Origin of the sequence: Pseudomonas sp. yb_9 (assembly GCF_043103635.1) — a bacterium.
Classification (GTDB): Bacteria; Pseudomonadota; Gammaproteobacteria; order Pseudomonadales; family Pseudomonadaceae; genus Aquipseudomonas; species Aquipseudomonas monteilii.
On the sequence record NZ_JBICKA010000058.1, the window covers coordinates 122,553 to 141,666 of the forward strand.

General features: G+C 64.1%; 15 protein-coding genes and 2 pseudogenes. 7 read left to right on the plus strand and 10 right to left on the minus strand.

The window, feature by feature from the left end:
• Positions 1-3 precede the first annotated feature (3 nt).
• Positions 4-702: a CoA transferase subunit A gene (locus ACF8MI_RS16840; protein ID WP_060499335.1), complete on the minus strand. Its 699-nt coding sequence runs from the start codon at positions 700-702 to the stop codon at positions 4-6.
• Positions 703-841: 139 nt separating this feature from the next.
• Between ACF8MI_RS16840 and ACF8MI_RS16845 the strand changes: the two genes are divergently transcribed.
• Positions 842-1,747 (plus strand): LysR family transcriptional regulator, encoded by a 906-nt coding sequence (locus ACF8MI_RS16845; protein WP_019099075.1) that lies wholly within the window; start codon positions 842-844, stop codon positions 1,745-1,747.
• Positions 1,735-2,556 (plus strand): aldo/keto reductase, encoded by an 822-nt coding sequence (locus tag ACF8MI_RS16850; protein ID WP_200929342.1) that lies wholly within the window; start codon positions 1,735-1,737, stop codon positions 2,554-2,556. The genes ACF8MI_RS16845 and ACF8MI_RS16850 overlap by 13 nt, the downstream gene beginning before the upstream one ends.
• A 46-nt stretch (positions 2,557-2,602) precedes the next feature.
• On the opposite strand, the gene ACF8MI_RS16855 is transcribed toward ACF8MI_RS16850, so the two are convergent.
• From ACF8MI_RS16855 to lexA, 4 genes are read right to left on the minus strand one after another with little or no spacing between them, the layout of a single operon-like run.
• Entirely contained in the window at positions 2,603-5,683 is a 3,081-nt protein-coding gene (locus tag ACF8MI_RS16855) for an error-prone DNA polymerase (RefSeq protein ID WP_200929341.1), read from the minus strand.
• Positions 5,680-7,098, minus strand: a complete 1,419-nt coding sequence (locus ACF8MI_RS16860; protein WP_104834754.1) for a DNA polymerase Y family protein — start codon at positions 7,096-7,098, stop codon at positions 5,680-5,682. Before ACF8MI_RS16860 ends, ACF8MI_RS16855 begins: the two co-directional genes overlap by 4 nt.
• 6 nt (positions 7,099-7,104) lie before the next feature.
• On the minus strand, positions 7,105-7,725 hold the full coding sequence (gene imuA / locus ACF8MI_RS16865) for a translesion DNA synthesis-associated protein ImuA (RefSeq protein WP_060499330.1): 621 nt from the start codon (positions 7,723-7,725) through the stop codon (positions 7,105-7,107).
• Entirely contained in the window at positions 7,725-8,342 is a 618-nt protein-coding gene (lexA, locus tag ACF8MI_RS16870) for a transcriptional repressor LexA (RefSeq protein WP_060499329.1), read from the minus strand. Before lexA ends, imuA begins: the two co-directional genes overlap by 1 nt.
• A 91-nt stretch (positions 8,343-8,433) precedes the next feature.
• On the opposite strand from lexA, the gene ACF8MI_RS16875 reads away from it, so the two are divergent.
• Both ACF8MI_RS16875 and ACF8MI_RS16880 read left to right on the plus strand, forming a co-directional pair.
• Positions 8,434-9,090, plus strand: coding sequence for an HAD family phosphatase (locus ACF8MI_RS16875; protein WP_104834756.1), 657 nt, complete (start codon positions 8,434-8,436; stop codon positions 9,088-9,090).
• A gap of 16 nt (positions 9,091-9,106) precedes the next feature.
• Entirely contained in the window at positions 9,107-10,018 is a 912-nt protein-coding gene (locus tag ACF8MI_RS16880) for a LysR substrate-binding domain-containing protein (protein ID WP_016715311.1), read from the plus strand.
• A gap of 50 nt (positions 10,019-10,068) precedes the next feature.
• On the opposite strand, the gene ACF8MI_RS16885 is transcribed toward ACF8MI_RS16880, so the two are convergent.
• From ACF8MI_RS16885 to ACF8MI_RS16905, 5 genes are all read right to left on the minus strand, one after another.
• On the minus strand, positions 10,069-10,842 hold the full coding sequence (locus ACF8MI_RS16885) for an IclR family transcriptional regulator (protein WP_060499326.1): 774 nt from the start codon (positions 10,840-10,842) through the stop codon (positions 10,069-10,071).
• A gap of 68 nt (positions 10,843-10,910) precedes the next feature.
• On the minus strand, positions 10,911-12,365 hold the full coding sequence (locus tag ACF8MI_RS16890) for an amidase (protein ID WP_104834760.1): 1,455 nt from the start codon (positions 12,363-12,365) through the stop codon (positions 10,911-10,913).
• On the minus strand, positions 12,362-13,672 hold the full coding sequence (locus ACF8MI_RS16895; protein WP_060499324.1) for a citrate-proton symporter: 1,311 nt from the start codon (positions 13,670-13,672) through the stop codon (positions 12,362-12,364). The genes ACF8MI_RS16890 and ACF8MI_RS16895 overlap by 4 nt, the downstream gene beginning before the upstream one ends.
• Before the next feature lie 82 nt (positions 13,673-13,754).
• Positions 13,755-14,930 (minus strand): M20 aminoacylase family protein, encoded by a 1,176-nt coding sequence (locus ACF8MI_RS16900; protein WP_060499323.1) that lies wholly within the window; start codon positions 14,928-14,930, stop codon positions 13,755-13,757.
• 182 nt (positions 14,931-15,112) lie between these two features.
• Positions 15,113-15,925 (minus strand): RHS repeat-associated core domain-containing protein, encoded by an 813-nt coding sequence (locus tag ACF8MI_RS16905; protein WP_104834764.1) that lies wholly within the window; start codon positions 15,923-15,925, stop codon positions 15,113-15,115.
• A 160-nt stretch (positions 15,926-16,085) separates the two neighbouring features.
• On the opposite strand from ACF8MI_RS16905, the gene ACF8MI_RS16910 reads away from it, so the two are divergent.
• The 3 genes and pseudogenes from ACF8MI_RS16910 to ACF8MI_RS16920 all read left to right on the plus strand — a co-directional run.
• Positions 16,086-18,602 (plus strand): excinuclease ABC subunit UvrA, encoded by a 2,517-nt coding sequence (locus ACF8MI_RS16910; RefSeq protein WP_200929340.1) that lies wholly within the window; start codon positions 16,086-16,088, stop codon positions 18,600-18,602.
• Between the two features lie 85 nt (positions 18,603-18,687).
• A pseudogene (locus tag ACF8MI_RS16915) lies at positions 18,688-18,749 on the plus strand (RNA polymerase subunit sigma); the annotation flags it as partial.
• A 31-nt stretch (positions 18,750-18,780) separates the two neighbouring features.
• Positions 18,781-19,054: pseudogene (locus ACF8MI_RS16920) on the plus strand (TonB-dependent siderophore receptor); the annotation flags it as partial.
• Between the last annotated feature and the right edge of the window lie 60 nt (positions 19,055-19,114).

The following is a 19,114-nucleotide window of genomic DNA, read 5'->3' on the forward strand; positions in this document are numbered from 1 at the left end:
CGCTCAGGCCTTGACGGTGCGCTTTTCGATACGCTTTTCGAAGGTGCCGACGATAACGCGGTCCACATAGATGCCTGGGGTGTGGATCTCGCTGGGCAACAGCACGCCTGGCTCGACGATTTCTTCCACTTCGACCACGGTGATCTTGCCGGCGGTGGCCGCCAGCGGGTTGAAGTTTTGCGCCGTGTTGCGGTACACCACGTTGCCGTAGTGGTCAGCCTTCCAGCCCTTGACGATGGCGAAGTCGCCTGTAATGGACGCTTCTAGGATGTACTTGCGGCCCTTGAACTCGCGCACTTCCTTGCCGTCGGCAACCGGGGTGCCGTAGCCGGTGGCGGTGTAGAACGCCGGAATACCGGCACCTCCTGCGCGCATTTTCTCGGCGAGGGTGCCCTGCGGAGTCAGCTCCACCTCCAGCTCGCCGCTGAGCAGCTGGCGTTCGAACTCGGCGTTTTCGCCCACGTAGGAAGCGATCATCTTGCGGATCTGCCGGTCTTCCAGCAGCACACCCAGGCCAAAGCCGTCGACGCCGCAGTTGTTGGAGACCACGGTCAGGCCTTTGACGCCGCGCCGCTTGATTTCGCCAATGAGGTTTTCCGGGATGCCGCACAGGCCGAAACCACCGGCCAGTACCGTCATGTTGTCGGTCAGGCCTTCAAGGGCCTGTTCATAGGTTGCAACGCGCTTGTCCAGTCCGGCCATGCTGATCCGCCTTTTGTAGTTGTTGAACCGACGAAGCTGTCGGTGAGCGTGTGCAGACATCTTCACTGCAAGCGACTGATTTGTTAATTTTGTTTTCGTCATCGATTGATAACTTTTACAAAACAAAAATAGGCCCGTCATGAACGTCAAGCAACTGCGTGCTTTTGTCGCCGTGGCCAAGTACCAAAGCTTTGCCCAGGCCGGAGAGCACCTGCATGTCTCACAGCCCGCCCTCAGCCTGACCATCAAGGCGCTGGAAGAAAACCTCGGCGGTGCCCTGCTCAGCCGCACCACGCGCAGCGTCAGCCTGACCGCCGAAGGCGAAGTGCTGCTGCCACTGGCACGGCGGCTTCTGGCCGATTGGGACGACACCGAGGAGATGCTGCGCCAGCGCTTTACCTTGCAACTGGGCCGCGTGGCGGTGGCAGCCATGCCGGCGTTCGCCGGCAACCTGCTGCCCCACTCGCTCAAGGTGTTTCGTCAACGCTACCCCAAGGTCAACGTCACCGTGCATGACGTGATCAATGAACAGGTGCAGGAACTGGTGCGCCATCGCCGCGTCGAACTGGGCATCGGCTTCGAGCCGGACAACATCGACGGGCTGGACTTCCACCCGTTGTACATGGACCGTTTCGTCGCTGTGGTGCCTGCCGACTCGCCCCTGGCACTGCTGCCCGAGGTGAGCTGGGCACAGCTGATGGCCGAAGACTTCGTCGCCCTGCAACGCCCTTCGGCAGTGCGCCTGCTGATGGAGCAGAATGTGGCACCCCAGCACGGCAAACTGGCCGTGGCCTTCGAAAGCCACCAGTTGGCGACCATCGGCCGCATGGTCGCCAGCGGCCTGGGGGTCAGTGCCGTACCGGCGCTGTGCATCAACCAGATGCAAGAGCTGGGCGCCCGTTGCGTAACTTTGGTGGAGCCCACGGTCGAGCGGCGCATCGGCGTGATTGCCCTTAGCGAACACAAGCTTTCCACCGCAGCGCAGGCGCTGCTTGAGGTTCTGCATTCCAATACCCGGATCCCGGAGGTGACATGCGTTACGTGAAAATGGCAGGCTCGAGCGTTCCGGCCATTGGCCAAGGTACCTGGTACATGGGGGAAGACCCTGGCCGCAAGGCTGCCGAGGTCGCGGCCCTGCAACAGGGCATCGAGCTGGGCCTGACCCTGATCGACACCGCCGAGATGTATGCTGAAGGCGGGGCAGAATCCGTGGTTGGCCAGGCGATTGCCGGGCGGCGCGACCAGGTATTTCTGGTCAGCAAGGTGTACCCGCACAATGCGAGTGCTCGCGGCATGGCAGCTGCCTGTGAGCGCAGCCTCACACGCTTGGGGACTGACTGCATTGACCTGTACCTGCTGCACTGGCGTGGCCAGCACCCGCTGGAAGAAACGGTCGATGCCTTCGAGCGCTTGCGCGAGCAAGGCAAGATCAAGCGCTGGGGCGTGTCCAATTTCGACGTAGACGACCTGCGCGAACTGCACAATCCTGACTGTGCCACCAACCAGGTGCTGTACAACCCGGCTCAGCGTGGCATCGAGTTCGACCTGCTGCCGTGGTGCGAAAAACGTGCGCTGCCGACCATGGCCTACTGCCCGCTGGCTCAGGCCGGGCGCTTGTTGCAGCACCCCGTACTGGCAGAAATCGCCGAGCGCCATGGTGCTACACCGGCCCAGGTCAGCCTGGCCTGGGTGACCCGCAACGACGGGGTGATCGCCATCCCCAAAGCCGTGACACCTGAGCATGTGCGGCTGAATGCTGCTGCGGGGTTATTGACCTTGAACAGTGAAGACCTGCGAGCGATCGACCGGGCGTTCCCGGCACCGACGCGCAAGCAGCGGTTGGCGATGGTGTAAGCACCCAGCCTTGAACATCTTGGGGCTGCGTTGCAGCCCCAATCACTTAATGGAAGTCGCGGCTGCGCACATCCAGCCCCTGCAACAGTGGGCTAACATCCTCCAGCCGCCGCGCAATCAGGTGCCTCACCCCCTCCTCCTGCTCCAGCCGCCCACTGACCTTCAGTAGCTGCGACCCCACCAGCGCCCGCCGTTGCCGCTCGGCAAGCTCCCGCCACACGACCACGTTGACCATCCCGTGCTCATCCTCCAGTGTGACGAAGGTGACCCCACTGGCAGTTTGCGGCCGCTGGCGGCCCACTACCAGCCCGGCCACTGCAATGTTGTCGCCATGCGCGACACCTTGCAGCTCACTCGAACTGCGACACCCCAACGCCCTCAGGCGTGAACGTAACAAGGCCAGCGGATGCGGGCCGAGCGTAGTGCCCAAGGTCTGGTAATCGGCCATCAGGTCCTCACCCACGCTTGGCACAGGCAAATCAACTGCGGCTTCAGGCACTGCTTCCACCTCTGCGAACAACGGCAACTGCGGCTGCACCGCCGCCACCTGCCAGCGTGCTTGATGGCGGTCGCTGGCCAAGGTACGCAATGCCCCGCCATCAGCCAGACGGGCACGGGCGCGTTGGTCGAGGCCAGCACGCAAGCAAAGGTCTTCGACGTCGCGCCACGGCCGTTGCGCCCTCGCCTGCTGCACGCGCCTGGCATCGGCTTCGGCCAGGCCACGCACCATCCGCAAGCCCATGCGAATGGCCAACACACCTTGAGCATCAGGTTCGAGGGTACAGTCCCAGTCGCTGTGGCATACGTCGACGGGCCGCACCTCGATACCTTGGCGGCGCGCCTCCTGCAGCAACTGGTCCGGGCTGTAGAAGCCCATGGGCCAGCTGTTGACCAGCGCGCAGGTGAAGATTGCCGGCTCATGGCACTTCAGCCAGCTGCTGGCATAACACAGCAAGGCAAAACTGGCCGCGTGCGACTCCGGGAAACCATAGCTGCCAAAGCCCTTGATCTGCTCGAAGATACGCTCGGCGAACGCCAGTTCGTAACCATTTCGCAGCATGCCTTGCAACAGCCGCTCGCGGTGCGGCTCCAGGCCACCGTGGCGTTTCCAGGCCGCCATGCTGCGACGTAGCTGGTCGGCCTCGCCCGGCGTGTAGTCGGCTGCGACCATGGCCAGTTCCATCACCTGTTCCTGAAACAACGGCACGCCCAAGGTCCGTGCGAAGACTGCCTTGAGCTTCGGCGACGGGTAGGTCACCGGCTCCTGCTTCAGGCGCCGGCGCAAGTAGGGGTGCACCATGTCACCCTGAATCGGCCCCGGGCGGACAATGGCCACTTCGATGACCAGGTCATAGAACGTTCGGGGTCGCAGCCGAGGCAGCATGGCCATCTGCGCACGCGACTCGATCTGGAACACCCCCATGGTCTCGGCGCGGCTGATCATCGCGTAAGTGGCCGGGCATTCGCTGGGGATGGTCGCCAGGGTCAGCTGGCGGCCACGGTGGCGTTGCAGCAGGTCGAAGCAACGGCGCAAGGCACTGAGCATACCCAGCGCCAGCACGTCGACCTTGAGCAAACCGACCATGTCCAGGTCGTCCTTGTCCCACTGGATCACCGTGCGCTCCGCCATTGCTGCATTCTCCACCGGCACCAGCTGGTCGAGCGGCTGCTGGGAAATAACGAAACCACCCGGGTGCTGCGAAAGGTGCCGAGGGAAGCCGATAAGCTCACCCGCCAGCACCAGCACCCGGCGCAACGACGGGCTGCCGGCCTCGAAGCCGGCTTCTGCCAGTCGCTGGTCGTCGGGTATGCGGTCGCTCCAGCGGCCACAGCATTTGGCCAGGGCATCCACCTGATCCATTGGCAAACCCAACACCCGCGCCACATCCCGCACCGCACCCGCTGCATGGTAAGTGTTGACCACCGCAGTCAGCGCGGCACGGTGCCGGCCATAGCGGCGGAACACATACTGAATCACTTCTTCGCGCCGGTCGTGCTCGAAGTCCACGTCGATATCGGGTGGCTCGTTGCGCTCGCGCGACAGGAAACGCTCGAACAACAGGTGGTGCTCCATGGGGTCGAGCTCGGTAATGCCCAGCACGAAACACACCACCGAGTTGGCAGCAGAGCCACGCCCTTGGCACAAGATGCGCTGGCTGCGGGCGAAGGCGACGATGTCGTGCACGGTCAGGAAGTAGCTCTCGTAACCCAGTGCTTCAATCAGCGCCAGTTCCTTGGCCAGCACATCACGCACCTTGTCACTGGGCCCCTGCGGCCAGCGCAACCGCAGGCCCTGCTCGCACAGCGCGTGCAACCAGCTTGCCGGGGTGTGGCCCTGGGGCACCAGTTCGCGCGGGTATTGGTACTTCAACTCGCGGAGGTCGAATTGGCAGCGCTGGGCAATGGCCAGGGTTTCGGCCAACAGGTCGAACGGGTACAGCTCGGCCAGTTGCGCCAGGCTACGCAAGTGGCGCTCGCCATTGGCAAACAGAAAGCGCCCGGCTTCGGACACCTGGCAATGCTGGCGGATGGCAGCCATGCAGTCCTGCAAGGCACGGCGGCCGCGCACGTGCATGTGCACGTCGCCACAGGCCACGGCGCGGATCCCCACATCGGCCGCCAGTGCCCGTAGGCGTTGCAGGCGCATGGCATCGTCGTGGCCCCGGTGCAGGTGCACCGCCAGCCACAGGCGCTCATCGAACACACTTCGCAGCCACTCGCCGGTGGCCGTATTGTCACTGTCATCGGCCACCCACAAGGCCAGCAGACCCTGACCGTGCAGCTGCAGGTCGTCACGAAAAAGCTGGTATTCGCCCTTTTCTGCCCGCCGACGGGCACGGGTGATCAGTGCGCACAAGTTCTGGTAGCCGGCCAGGTTTTCGACCAGCAGCACCAGCTTGGGGCCGTCGTGCAACTGCACCTCGCTGCCGACGATCAGCCGCAACCCATGCGCCTTGGCGGCCTGCCAGGCGCGCACGATACCGGCCAGGGTACATTCGTCCGTGATCGCCAACGCCTGATAACCCTGTTCAGCTGCGCGGCGGAACAGCTCCTCGGCACTCGAAGCACCGCGTTGGAAGCTGAAGTTGGACAAGCAATGCAGCTCGGCATATCCCGACATGCTCATGCAAACCAGCCCTGCAACCACAGCGGGCCGGCCTGGCCCAGGTCGCGGTAGGCCCAGCCACGCAGGCCCTCACGGGTTTCGATGCGGTAGTAGTCGCGGCGCACATCGCCGCCATCCCACCAGCCCGATTCGATGCGTTCGGCATGGCCCTGCAACCGATAGCCGGCATCATCCAGCGCCATCGGTGCAGGCAGTAGCCAACCTGGGCGGCTGCCCGGGGCAACCGGCATGTTGCCTTTTGCGCCCTGCTCTGCCAGTTGCCAGGCGCATTCAGGGCGGTGATCTGCCGCTGCACGCACCCCCTTGACGGCCTCATCCCCCAGGCGGGCGCGCAGCCGCTCGCGCAATTGCTCCCAGGGTTGGGCCTGTTGTGCGCGTGGGTCGAACAACGGCTGATGCTGCGGCACGAAGGGCGGCAGGTCTTCGGCGACCAACCGCAGGTTGCGCACCGCTGCCGGTATACGCAGCGGCTCCAGGCGCCCACGGGCCAGTTCGAACAGCATCGCAGCATCGCGCTCAGCCGCCAGCAGGCCCACTTTGAGCAAGGTATCCGGCCCTTCGGCATGCTCCAGATGCAGGCAAAAGCGCTGCACGCCACAGTCGCGCCCGGCGAGAAATGCAGCCAGGTCGTTGAGCATGCGCCGCAGCGGGAACAGCAGCGCTTGGTGTGATTCAACGTCGAAATTCAGCTCCAGCCGGGTTTCGAAACGGTCCGGTGGCTGGTAGAAGTCCAGCCCCAGGTTGCGCAGGCCGAGCAACTGATCGAGGTGCAGCTGAACCTGGGCCGCAAAGCGCCTGGCCAAGGTATCGCGCGGCAAGGCCAGTACCTGGCCCAGTTGACGCAAGCCCATGCGGGCAAAGGCTTCGGCAGCCTCTGCCGGCAAGCCGATTCGCGTGATGGGCATGGCCAGCAACGCTGCGCGAGTCGCATCGGCATCGCTCACCGCCAAACCGTCGTGGCCATTGGCGAGCATACGTGCCGCCACCGGGTTGCTGGCCAGGACGATGCGTTGGCGCAAGCCCAGGTCTGCCAGTTCCTGGCGCAGACGCGCCTCGAACAAGGGCCACGGGCCGAACAGTTGCAGGCTGGAGCCTACTTCCAACAACAGCGCCCGAGGGTAATGCACGCTGACCTGGGCACTGAAACGGTAGGCCCAGGCCGCCAGCAACTGCTGCACCTGCTCGATGCGCTTGGGGTCGCTTTCGACACAGGTGAAGCCATCCGCCAGGGCACGCGCTGCGGTCAGGGTTTGCCCGGCCCGCAAGCCAAGTGCAGCGGCCGCCGGGTTGACCGCCTGCACCACACGGCGCTGGGTAGGCCCACCAACAAGCACCAGAGGCGTATCAGGGTCGTCACGCTCACGCAGGACGGTGTCCAGCGCCAGCTGCGGCAGCAGGATGCAGGCCCAGAGCATGGTGCATCAGCCCCGGCCCGGGCAGGCGATGGGCAGCGCTGGCGGCATGCCGCCACGGCTCTTCAGCACACGCCATTGCGCCGGGCGCGTGTCAACGGCAATGCGCAGTGCTGCAGGTGAAGGGTTGTGCGCCGCCTGCTGCGGCCTGCAGGCGAATGCCAGTGCCTGGCCGGTTTCAGCGGCCACCTGCAAGCGCCTCAGGGCGCGGTCATCGGCACGTTCCGGCCAGCATAGCACTGCCGCACAACTGCCCGAGCGCAGGCACTGTTCGGCGGCCCACAGGGCATCGGTGGGTTCAGCATCCACCTGTACCAGCCAGCGCAGGTCCACTCCCGCCGCCTGCCAGGCCGGTGCATACGGGATGAACGGCGGTGCCACCAGCACCACGCGGCTGGCGTCAGCGCTTAGCCGGGCCAGGGTTGGCCACAGCAACTGCAATTCGCCACAACCGGGGCTGGCCAGCAACAGCTCGCTCAGTGCGGCCGCTGGCCAGCCACCTTCCGGCAAGCGCTCGTCAAGGGCCGTATGGCCGGTGGGCTGCAACCCGAGTGGCCGCGCCTGGGCCTGCCGCCCGCGCCATACCCGGCGCTGGTCGAGCAGCCTGTCGAGGTCGACCACCGCGCCCATCAGTCACGCCTCAGCAAGCCGCAGAACACGCCTTCGATGAAAAACGCCTGTTCAGGCTTCACATCGATGGGCGCGTAGGCCGGGTTGCGCGGCAACAGCCGGTAATGGCTGCCTTTGCGTTGCAGGCGCTTGATGGTGACTTCACCGTCCAGGCGCGCAACCACGATCTGGCCATCGCGGGCGTCGGCCTGCTGAAGAATGCCGACCAGATCACCGTCGAAAATGCCATCGTCGATCATCGAGTCGCCACGCACCTTCAGCAGGTAATCCGGTGTACGGCGGAACAGACTGGGGTCGAGCAGCAATTGTTCGTGAATGCCCAGATCCGGGCCTATGGGGGCACCTGCCGCTACCTGGCCCAGCACCGGTACTTCGAGGATTTCTGGCCGGCGCAACGGTTCAGCCAGGCGGATGCCCCGCGCCTGGTTCGGCGTGACATCGATGTAGCCGGCCTGGCACAGGGCAGTGATGTGCTTGCGCGCGACGCTGCGCGAGGCAAAACCGAAGCGCGTGGCGATATCGGCCAGGCTTGGCGGCTGGCCATGGTTGGCAATGCGCTCACGAATGAATTCGAAAATGGCGCGGCGTTTGGGGGTTAGATTGTCCATGGAGCACATTTGTACTCTTTTCAGGGCACGCTGAACAGCCCCCTTTGTCGCCAGCTTTGGTTATGATCCCCTGGCTTGTGTTTTTTGACCTGGATATCTCATGCTGACCGCTCTGCTGTTCGACCTCGACGGAACCCTCACCGACACCGATACCCTGCACCTGCAAGCCTTTCGCCAGCTGCTGCGTGAGCACGATGGCCGCGAGCTTAGCCAGGCGCAGTTCGATGCCCAGGTCAGCGGCCGCGCCAACGGCGAGCTGTTCGCCGAGCTGTTCAGCGACGCCAGCGCCGAACAGTGCAAGGCGCTGGCCGACCGCAAGGAAGCGCTGTTCCGCGACATATCGCCTTCCCTTGAACCCATGCCGGGCCTGCTGCGCTTGCTGGCACATGCCCAGGCGCGCAGCATCGGCATGTGCGTGGTCACCAACGCACCCCGGCTGAATGCCGAACACATGTTGAATGCTATGGGCCTTGGCCAGCGCTTCGCGCATGTGCTGGTGGCCGAGGAACTGGCGCGGCCCAAGCCAGACCCGCTGCCCTACCTCACCGGGTTGCAGCGGCTGGGCGCCGAAGCCGCGCAAGCGCTGGCCTTCGAGGATTCATTACCAGGCGTGGCCGCGGCCAGTGGCGCAGGCATCTTCACCGTAGGCGTGGCCACGACGCAAACGCCGGAGCGGTTGCTGGCGGCGGGGGCCAGGCTGGTTGTGAATGACTTCGATGACCCGGCGTTGTGGGCATTGATCGAATCCATGCAATGACCGCCCAAGGCCGCCCATGCTGATCGACGAAGAACTCACCCTCAAAAAGCTGGAAACCTTCCTCGCCTTCATGCGCACCGGCAACCTCGGCCGCGCCGCGGCCGAGCTGTCCACCAGTGCGGTCAGTGTGCATCGCGCCATCCACTCACTGGAAAGCGCCCTGCGCTGCCCGTTGTTCAAGCACGAAGGCCGCCAGCTGATCCCGCTGGAAAGTGCTTACGTGCTGGAAAAGAAGGCCCGGCAGCTGATCCAGGACGCTGAGCAGATGGTGCGCCAGACCCGTGAGGCCGCCGGCTTCTATGCTGAGCGCTTCCGCCTGGGCGCGCTCTACTCGCTAACCGTGAAGACCGTGCCCAAGCTGGTCATGGGCCTGAAACTGCGCCGCAGCGAACTGAACATCGACCTCACCCTGGGCTCCAACATCGACTTGCTGCAGCGCCTGAAGAACCACGAACTGGAGGCCATTCTGGTCTCCCTTGATGAAAGCGTCAGCGACCCGGCCTGCGAGCAGTTGCCGCTGTTCTCCGACGATATCTTCCTCGCGGTCCCCACCGACTCGCCTTTCGCCGAGCAAGCCGAGGTGGACCTGGCAGACCTGGCCGACTCCACGTTCATTACCCTGACCCAGGGCTTCGCCACCCACCGCGATGGTGCACGGGTGTTCCAGCAGGCCGGCTTTGAACCGAAGGTGGCCATGCAGGTGAACGATATCTTCACATTGCTGAGCATGGTCAGCTCGGGGGTGGGCTTTGCCCTGCTGCCCGGGCGCATCGCCGCGGTATACGAGAACCGCGTCCGGTTGATTGCCTTGAAGCCGCAATATCGCTTGCAGCAGCATATCGGTGTGGTGTTTCTGAAAGCCCGGGAGCGGGAGCCGAACCTGCTGGCGTTGCTGGCGGAGTGCCGGATGTACAGCCTGGAGCGGTAAGCCAGTGTGCGCCATGCCGACCTTGCTGTCACGGTGCCAACGCCGAAACCTCAAACCGACAATGCCCGCTGCACCTCGCCCACGGTAGTCGCCAGGCTGTTCAGGTGCAGGTTCAACACCCGCTCGACCGGCGCCTGGTCCAGTGGCCAGTGTAAGGCAATGCTCCCGGCCAGGCGCCCTTCGGCACGCACCGGCAAGGCGATGGCGCGAATCAGGAACGGCAACCGCACCGGATACTCCCAGTGCCCTTCGGTCCGCTGGCCAAAGCCCTTGTGTGCGTCTTCCTCGATATTGCGCAGCACTGTGTCATCACCCAGCCGCTCGTGGGTCGCCAGGCGCTGCACTTCGTCCTCCGCCAGCTCACCCAGACAGGCCCGTCCCATCGCCGAATGGAACAGGCTGGCATGGTGCCCAACAATCTGGCAGGTGTGCGGATAACGCTTGCGCAATACTTGGGGGATGGCACTTTCCATCACCTCCAGCCGTTCGCCGTCGAAGCACGACAGGTCCGCTACCAGCCCGGTGCGTTCGCTCAGCTCCAGCAGCATGGGCGCAGCGCTCTCCACGAGGCGCCGCTTGAAACGCAACTGGCGGTCGCCGAACAGGCGCCGCGCGCACAGCCGGTAGCGCCGGTCGCTCAGGCCACGGTACACCCAGCCTTGCTCCTGCAAGGTGGCAAGCATGCGCGATACCGTGGCCTTGGGCAGCGCCGTCAGGTAATGCAGTTCCTCCAGGCCCAGTGCCTGGTGTTCGCCCAACAGGTCGACAATGGCCAACGCCCGTTCCACGGAACGCACGCCGCCACTGTCTGCCGTGATGCCCATGGGTTTGACCTCCTTGTTGGGGGATGGTCAGCATAGCCAGCAAGATCCGCGCCTGCTCGCTGCTTTCATCAAACCTGCAGGCACTGGGGTGGGCAACGCTCCACCCACCGGGTGAGCTGTTCATGGGCATACGCCAACTGCAACACGGCATGGTCAGCCTGGGCCGGGCCTATGATTTGCAGGCCCATGGGCAACCCGGCCGCACTGAACCCGACCGGTACGCTGATGCTCGGCAAGCCGGCCAGGGTCGGCCCGATCACCACCTCCATCCAGCGGTGGTAGGTGTCCATCGCCCGCCCCCCAACCACCGTTGGCCATGGCTGGCGTGCATCGAAAGGGAACACCTGGGCCGATGGCAACAGCAGGAAATCGTAACGTTCGAACAGATGGGCCAACGCACGGTACCAGTCACTACGGTCCAGCGAAGCCTGGTACAGCGCTGCCGCACTCAGTTGCAAGCCCCCTTCCACTTCCCACTGTGCCTCAGGCTTGAGCCGTGCGCGCTTGACCGGGTCGGCATAGGCCGCCCCGAGGTTGCCGTGCACCAGGAAGTGGCGATGGGTCAGCCAGCATTGCCACAACCGCGCGGGGTCGAATGCCGGCTGGCAAGCCTCCACCCGGCAGCCCAGTTCGGCAAAATCGGCCAGCGCCGACTCGCACAGGCTCATCACCCCGTCATCCATGGGCAGGTAGCCGTTGTAATCACCCAGCCAGCCGACCCGCACGCCCCGGAAATCACGCTGCAAACCAGCAGCAAAGTCACGCCGACCTTCACTCAGCGACAGCGGTGCCCGTGCGTCAACGCCAGCCTGTATCGACAGCAACCGCGCCACGTCAACCACGCTACGGCCCATGGGCCCCTCGGTGGCCAGCTGCTGCACGAACAGTTCGGGCGCCGGCCCATGGGGCACTCGGCCCTGTGAGGGGCGCAGGCCGAACACATTGTTGAACGCCGCCGGGTTGCGCAGCGAGCCCATCATGTCGCTCCCGTCGGCGACCGGCAGCAGGCGCATGGCCAGCGCCGCTGCCGCCCCGCCACTGCTGCCACCGGCCACACGCTGCGGGTCGTAGGCATTGGTGGTGGTACCGAACAGGGTGTTGTAGGTTTGCGAGCCGAGGCCGAACTCGGGCACGTTGCTCTTGCCCACGATCAGCGCCCCGCTCGCCCGCACCCGCGCAACACTGATCGCGTCCTGCTCAGGGACCTGTTCGGCAAACAAGGGGGAGCCAAGGGTAGTGCGCAGCCCGGCAGTGGCTGCCAGGTCCTTGATCGCCTGCGGCATGCCATGCATCCAGCCCCGCGAATGGCCACGGGCCAGTTCACGGTCACGCTCATCGGCCTCGGCCAGCAGCGCTTCGGCCGGGCGCAGTGACACCAGCGCATTGACTACAGGGTTGCAGCGTTCGATGTGCAGCAGGTAGGCCTGCATCACGTCCCGACACGACACCTGGCGGGCATGGATGGCCTGGGACAATGCCTCGGCATCGAGGGCTACGATGGGGTCGATGGCTAGCGGCTTCACGGTTTTACTCCAAGGTTGAAGGCGGCAGGCTTGGCCAACCGAGGTGCTTCTTTCAGGCAGTAGGTACCCAGCAGCGTCAGCAGGCAGGCGAACAGCACATAAAACGAAGGCGCCACCGGGGTGCCGAGCACCTTGCTCAGCCAGGTCACGATCAACGGGGCAAAGCCGCCGAACACCATCACAGCCACGTTATAGGCCACCGACACACCGGTGGAGCGCACCTCAACCGGGAACTGCTCGGCCAATGCAGTGGGTGCCGGGCCGAAGAAGCCGCCGATCGCGGTGCACAGCAGCAGTTGCATGATCAGCAGGCGCTCCACGGACGGCGCGGCGGCCACCCACACATAAAGTGGGTAGACCATCACGAAGAACGCCAGCGTGAAGGCCATCAACACCGGGCGCCTCCCCAGCCGGTCAGACAGCGCGCCAGACAACGGAATCACCACGGTCATCAGCCCCACGGCCAGCATCTGCACCAGCAGCACCTGGTCCAGCGGCAGCCCGAGGTTCTTGTGGGCGAAGGTCGGCATGTTCACCAGCACCACGTAGAACGACACCGTCGCGCCACAGGCCAGGCCCATCGACACCAGCAGGCTGCGCCGGTGCTCACGCAACACCTGCCACAGGCTGGGCGACTGGCCCTTGGCCTGGCGGCGCGCTTCGACGAACTCTTCGGGCTCTTCCATGTGCTTGCGAATCCACAGCCCCACCGGGCCGATCAGCAGGCCGAGCACGAACGGAATGCGCCAACCCCAGCTGTCCAGTGCCTCAGGCGAACACAGGTGCGTCACCAGGGCGACCATCGCCGCCCCGGAAAACACCGCCAGGCATTGCCCCACCAGTTGCCACGAGCCATACAGCCCCTTGCGGTGGGCCGGCGCGCTTTCTACCAGAAACGCTGTCGCGCTGGCGTATTCGCCACCGGTAGCAAAGCCCTGCAGCATGCGGGCCACCACGATCAGCATCGGTGCGGCCATGCCTATGGCCAGGTAATCGGGGGCAAAAGCGATCATGGCGATCGACACGGTCATCAGCCGGATGATCATCTGCATGGCCGCCTTCCGGCCCTTGCGATCGGAATACATGCCCAGCAACACGCCACCCACCGGGCGCATGAAAAAGCCGACGCCGAAGGTAGCCAGGGCCATCAGCAGCGAGGCGTACTCATCGTCGGACGGGAAAAACTGCCGGGCAATGATGCTGGCCAGAAAGCCATACACGATAAAGTCATACCACTCCAGGGCATTGCCGATAACGGCAGCGACCACCTGCCGGGTACGCGACACGCCAGTGCTCGAAGTCTGCATAGGGGAACACTCCACACAATGATTGGGTGATCACCCGGGCGCGGTCGCACCCGGGTTCCAGCGGCAGTCGTAAATGGGAAGGTCAGGCGGGCGCGAGCCAGCGCTCTGCCAGCGCGCCCCAGTAGGCGGCGCCGGTCAGCAGGATGTCGTCGTTGAAGTCGTAGGCCGGGTTGTGCACCATCGGCCGCGATACCCCATTGCCGATGAACAGGTAAGCGCCCGGGCAACGTTGCAGCATCCAGGCGAAGTCTTCGCTGCCCATCAGCTTGCGGGTGTTAGCATCCACCGCCTCGGCACCCAGCAGTTCCACCCCGACCTGCGTGGCGAAGGCGTTCTCTGCGCCATGGTTGACCAGCACCGGGTAAGCCGGACGGTGTTCGATGCTGGCACTGCAGCCAAAGCTTTCGGCCTGGCTGACAATGATCGCCCGCACCCGTTCCAGGGTCTGTGCCCGCACCTCGGCGTTCAGCGCGCGCAGGCTAAGCCGCAGCAGGGCCTGCTGCGGGATCACGTTGGCCGCTTCACCGGCCTGCAGGGCACCCACCGTGACAACAGCCGCTTCCTGCGCATCGATATTGCGCGCCACCACGGTTTGCAGCGCCATCACCACACTGGCTGCCGCCACCAGCGGATCGACGGTCAGGTGTGGCATCGAGCCATGGCCGCCAACCCCGTCGAGGGTCACCGTCAGCAAGTCTTGCGAGGCCATCATCGGGCCCTCGCGAAAGCCCAGGTGCCCGGCTGGCAGGCCCGGCATGTTGTGCATGCCGAACAGTGCATCGCAAGGGAAGTGCTCCAGCAAGCCGTCGGCCAGCATCGCCTCGGCGCCGCCCTGGCCCTCCTCGGCCGGCTGGAAGATCAGCGTCAGCGTGCCGTCGAACTGCCGGGTCGCCGCCAGGTAGCGCGCGGCGCCGAGCAGCATGGTGGTGTGACCGTCATGGCCGCAGGCGTGCATGCAACCCTGGTGCTGGCTGCTGTACGTCGCACCCGTGGCCTCGTGGATGGGCAGCGCGTCCATGTCGGCGCGCAGGCCCAGACGGCGTGGGCTGCTGCCATTGCGTAGCACGCCGACCACGCCAGTCTTGCCGATGCCGGTGTGCACCTCATAGCCCCACGCATCAAGCAACCGGGCGACCAGCGCCGACGTGCGGTTTTCTTCAAAACCCAGTTCCGGGTGAGCGTGGATATCGTGACGGATCGCGTGCAGCTCGCTTGCCACATCGTCAAGCCAGGCCAAGATGTGCTGATGTCGGGACATGTAGAGTCTCCTCGCGCGGGTGGTTTCCCGTTCTTGTTGTTCGCCTTGAGGTCACGACGGCAGAGGCAGGTCGTGCTTGCGAACAGATAAGCGCGAGGAGCGATGAAGCACAATCAAATCTGGTTTCACAGCGTGGAACCGAAAGCGCCGATCAGGGCTGCCATTGCTTGCAACGGCAAGCACTACTTCATGGCGGGGAAGCGAACTAATAATACTTGTTCAGGCAAGGGTTCGAGGACGGCCGATTCCTGGCCACGTAATCGGTTCCAGCCGGTGGCTTCCTTGATGGACTCCAATACCAACTTGCCCAGTGGCAATCTGTTCGATCTGGCTTCCTGATAAGTCGATCTGACATCGTTGAACAGCTGCCTCAGCTTGCCCACTCCTGCGAGAGAGCTTGCGGCTATTCCGGCCCCGGTCATCAGTTCAGCCCCCACTGACTCAAAGGGCGCTGAAAAAGAAAACACTGCACTGGGTGCCTTGACGACGGTACCCGCCAGGCCGCCGACAAATATCATTGCATTATTGGTACGGCTTGAATTGTTGAACTCCTTCGGTATTGGCGTTCCGTTGGCCTTGGCAATTGAACGTTTGACGATTGCTTTGGATGCCTTGTTCAGTGAAGACAACATACCCACCGTTCCCCAGACAAGTCCTGTTGCTTGCCCGACTACCCGTGTGGGCGAATGACCATCACGGTCGACCTTGTTAACCGGGTCCCCCGTACAGTAGGCATAGGCATTAAGCCCACCACGACCAAACGGGCTGAATACATCCGGGCTGTGAAAACGCATTGTCCCGGTTTGATAGGCACGCTTGCCGTTGCCAAGTAAATAACCCTGCGGCAGAAGCGCGCCAGCCTCTCCGGCAAAGGCCAACAACGGGCAGCCCTTGCCCCCCTGATAGCCATAGGGTGTATAGGGCCGCAGCAGAACGTTATTACTTGTGTGCACGGAGGCCTGTTGGTCAATGGCCAATAAATATGAAGCTCGCATGTTTTTCAGTTCCTGTTAGTGTTACTTGCCCCTTCACACTAACCCCACCATCCTTAATCAATAACTCGCAGAATTGCTGAGCGGAAACATTACCCACACACGATGGCTGCAATAGCTGTTACCTTGGGCGCACTGTTCCGAAACAGCCAAGGACTGCGTCATGCCCCTACGCCCAACCACCCCAAACGGCTTCGTCCGTGTGCGGGGCGCCCGCGAGCACAACCTGAAGAACATCGATGTCGATATCCCCCGCGATGCGCTGGTGGTGTTTACCGGCGTATCTGGCTCAGGCAAATCGTCACTGGCCTTCTCCACGTTGTACGCCGAAGCCCAGCGCCGCTACTTCGAATCAGTGGCGCCCTATGCCCGGCGCCTGATCGACCAGGTTGGCGTGCCAGACGTAGATGCGATCGAAGGCCTGCCTCCAGCCGTGGCCCTGCAGCAGCAACGTGGCACACCCAGTGCGCGTTCCTCGGTGGGCAGCGTGACCACCTTGTCCAGCTCGATCCGCATGCTCTACTCACGCGCCGGCCACTACCCGGCCGGGCAAGCGATGCTGTATGCCGAAGACTTTTCGCCAAACACGCCCCAGGGCGCGTGCCCGGAGTGCCATGGCATGGGCCGGGTCTTCGAGGTGACCGAAGCGACCATGGTCCCCGACCCGTCACTGACCATTCGCGAACGCGCGGTGGCCGCGTGGCCGATGGCCTGGCAGGGGCAGAACCAGCGCGACATTCTGGTAACGCTGGGCTATGACGTCGATATCCCTTGGCGCGACTTGCCCCAGGCGCAACGCGACTGGATCCTGTTCACCGAAGAAACGCCTACCGCGCCGGTGTATGCCGGCCTGACGCCCGCGCAGACCCGCGCCGCACTCAAGCGCAAGCAGGAGCCTAGTTACCAAGGCACGTTCATGGGTGCCCGGCGTTACGTGCTGCATACCTTCATGCACTCGCAGAGCGCACAGATGCGTAAACGCGTGGCCCAGTACATGCGCCCCAGCCCTTGCCCGCTGTGCCAGGGTAAGCGCTTGAAGCGCGAGGCGCTGGGCGTGACCTTTGCCGGCCTGGATATCGCCGAACTGTCGCACTTGTCACTGCAGGCGTTGGCCGAGGTGTTCCGCAAAGTGGCGGCAGCTGACTACCTGGCCCACCCGCAAGACGACCTGACCCTGGAAAAGCGCCTGGCGGCACAGCGCATCGCCAAGGAGTTGCTGGAGCGCATCGACACGCTGCTCGACCTTGGCCTCGGTTACCTGGCCCTGGAACGCAGCACCCCCACCTTGTCCTCGGGTGAGCTGCAACGCTTGCGCCTGGCCACCCAGCTCAACTCACAGCTGTTCGGTGTGATCTACGTGCTCGACGAGCCCTCGGCCGGCTTGCACCCGGCCGACAGCGAAGCGTTGTTCGACGCCCTGCAACGCCTGAAACACGCGGGCAACTCGGTGTACGTGGTGGAGCACGACCTGGACACCATGCGCCGCGCCGACTGGCTGGTGGATGTAGGGCCGGCTGCCGGCGAGCAGGGTGGCACCATCCTCTACAGCGGGCCGCCCGCAGGCCTGGCCGAGGTCAAGCCATCATGCACCCGCACCTACCTGTTCAATGCCCAGTCCCGGGCCACACACACGCCACGCCAGGCCCGAGACTGGCTCACACTTGAAGGCATTACCCGCAACAACCTCAACAACCTCAGCGCCGCCTTCCCGCTGGGCTGCTTTACCGCCGTTACGGGCATTTCCGGCTCGGGCAAGTCCAGCCTGGTCAGCCAGGCCCTGTTGGAGCTGGTCGGTGCGCACCTGGGCCATGCCGAGCAACGCAGCGAGCCCGAAGAACCAAACCTGGAGGACGCGCCTGAGCAGACCGGCAGTGGGCATGTCAGCGCTGGGCTGGACGGCATCAAGCGCCTGGTACAGGTCGACCAGAAGCCGATCGGTCGAACGCCTCGCTCCAACCTAGCCACCTACACCGGCCTGTTCGACCACGTGCGCAAGCTGTTCGCGGCCACTGAGCAGGCCAAGGCACAGGGCTTCGACGCAGGGCGCTTCTCCTTCAACGTTGCCAAGGGGCGCTGCGCCAATTGTGAAGGCGAAGGCTTCGTCAGCGTTGAGCTGCTGTTCATGCCCAGTGTCTACGCCCCCTGCCCGACCTGCCATGGCGCCCGCTACAACCCTGAAACCCTGGCGGTAAGCTGGCAAGGCATGAACATTGCCCAAGTGCTGCAGCTGACTGTCGAGCAGGCCCTGCAGGTCTTTGCCGAACAGCCACCGGCGCGGCGTTGCCTGCAAGTGTTGCAGGACATCGGCCTGGGCTACCTTCGCCTGGGCCAGCCGGCTACCGAACTGTCCGGTGGTGAAGCGCAACGGATCAAACTGGCGACCGAGCTGCAACGCACGGCCCGCGGGGCAACGCTGTATGTGCTGGACGAGCCCACCAACGGCTTGCACCCGCAAGACATCGATCGGTTGCTGGTGCAACTGAACCGCCTGGTCGACGGCGGGCACAGCGTGGTGGTGGTCGAACATGACATGCGTGTGGTAGCGCAAAGCGACTGGGTGATCGATATCGGGCCGGGTGCCGGCGATGCCGGGGGCAAGGTGGTGGTGAGTGGCACGCCGCAGGTGGTGGCTGGGTGTGCGGCAAGCCGCACAGCGGCGTTTTTGGCCGAGGCCTTGTAAAAGCGCGCATTGCCAGGTTCCAGGCAGGGCCACAGATTGCGATCAATTCTTGATTGCACCCCTCTCCCGGAACCTCGCGCCTGCCATGCCGCCCGCCGACCTACCCTCAACCTGCAGGTCCAGACGCTGTACACCGAGCACCACGGCTGACTGCAGGGTTGGCTAGGGCAGTTGCAGTAGGGCACCGCTGACCGTGGGCGTAAGCCGGCAATCGATCAGCGTCGACAGCTGGGCGACCGGCACCGGTGCGCGCAACACGCCTTACGACGAATCCATCACTCCCCCGGTGTATGGCCTGGTGATCAAGCCCTGCGAACATGTGTCGTTCGCAGCAGGACACCTTCAACATGGACGGCGAACAGGTCAACAAGGGGGTGGGGGTGGAGCTGAATGTGTTCGGTGAGCCGGTGGACGGCCTGCGGCTGCTGACCGGTGCGATGTTCATGCACACGATCTCAATGCCACCACAAAAACCAAGGCATGCACCTAGCAGCAGCAACCGCCGCTCAAGT

What these genes read in the sequence shown, in the direction of transcription:
- ACF8MI_RS16885 (WP_060499326.1), bottom strand. Translation starts at nt 10,842, where the DNA reads ATGGGCATCACGGCAGACAGTGGCGGCGTGCGTTCCGTGGAACGGGCG.
- ACF8MI_RS16855 (WP_200929341.1), bottom strand. Translation starts at nt 5,683, where the DNA reads ATGAGCATGTCGGGATATGCCGAGCTGCATTGCTTGTCCAACTTCAGC.
- ACF8MI_RS16860 (WP_104834754.1), bottom strand. Translation starts at nt 7,098, where the DNA reads ATGCTCTGGGCCTGCATCCTGCTGCCGCAGCTGGCGCTGGACACCGTC.
- lexA (WP_060499329.1), bottom strand. Translation starts at nt 8,342, where the DNA reads ATGTGCTCCATGGACAATCTAACCCCCAAACGCCGCGCCATTTTCGAA.
- ACF8MI_RS16910 (WP_200929340.1), top strand. Translation starts at nt 16,086, where the DNA reads ATGCCCCTACGCCCAACCACCCCAAACGGCTTCGTCCGTGTGCGGGGC.
- ACF8MI_RS16840 (WP_060499335.1), bottom strand. Translation starts at nt 702, where the DNA reads ATGGCCGGACTGGACAAGCGCGTTGCAACCTATGAACAGGCCCTTGAA.
- ACF8MI_RS16900 (WP_060499323.1), bottom strand. Translation starts at nt 14,930, where the DNA reads ATGTCCCGACATCAGCACATCTTGGCCTGGCTTGACGATGTGGCAAGC.
- ACF8MI_RS16875 (WP_104834756.1), top strand. Translation starts at nt 8,434, where the DNA reads ATGCTGACCGCTCTGCTGTTCGACCTCGACGGAACCCTCACCGACACC.
- ACF8MI_RS16895 (WP_060499324.1), bottom strand. Translation starts at nt 13,672, where the DNA reads ATGCAGACTTCGAGCACTGGCGTGTCGCGTACCCGGCAGGTGGTCGCT.
- ACF8MI_RS16845 (WP_019099075.1), top strand. Translation starts at nt 842, where the DNA reads ATGAACGTCAAGCAACTGCGTGCTTTTGTCGCCGTGGCCAAGTACCAA.
- imuA (WP_060499330.1), bottom strand. Translation starts at nt 7,725, where the DNA reads ATGGGCGCGGTGGTCGACCTCGACAGGCTGCTCGACCAGCGCCGGGTA.
- ACF8MI_RS16880 (WP_016715311.1), top strand. Translation starts at nt 9,107, where the DNA reads ATGCTGATCGACGAAGAACTCACCCTCAAAAAGCTGGAAACCTTCCTC.
- ACF8MI_RS16905 (WP_104834764.1), bottom strand. Translation starts at nt 15,925, where the DNA reads ATGCGAGCTTCATATTTATTGGCCATTGACCAACAGGCCTCCGTGCAC.
- ACF8MI_RS16850 (WP_200929342.1), top strand. Translation starts at nt 1,735, where the DNA reads ATGCGTTACGTGAAAATGGCAGGCTCGAGCGTTCCGGCCATTGGCCAA.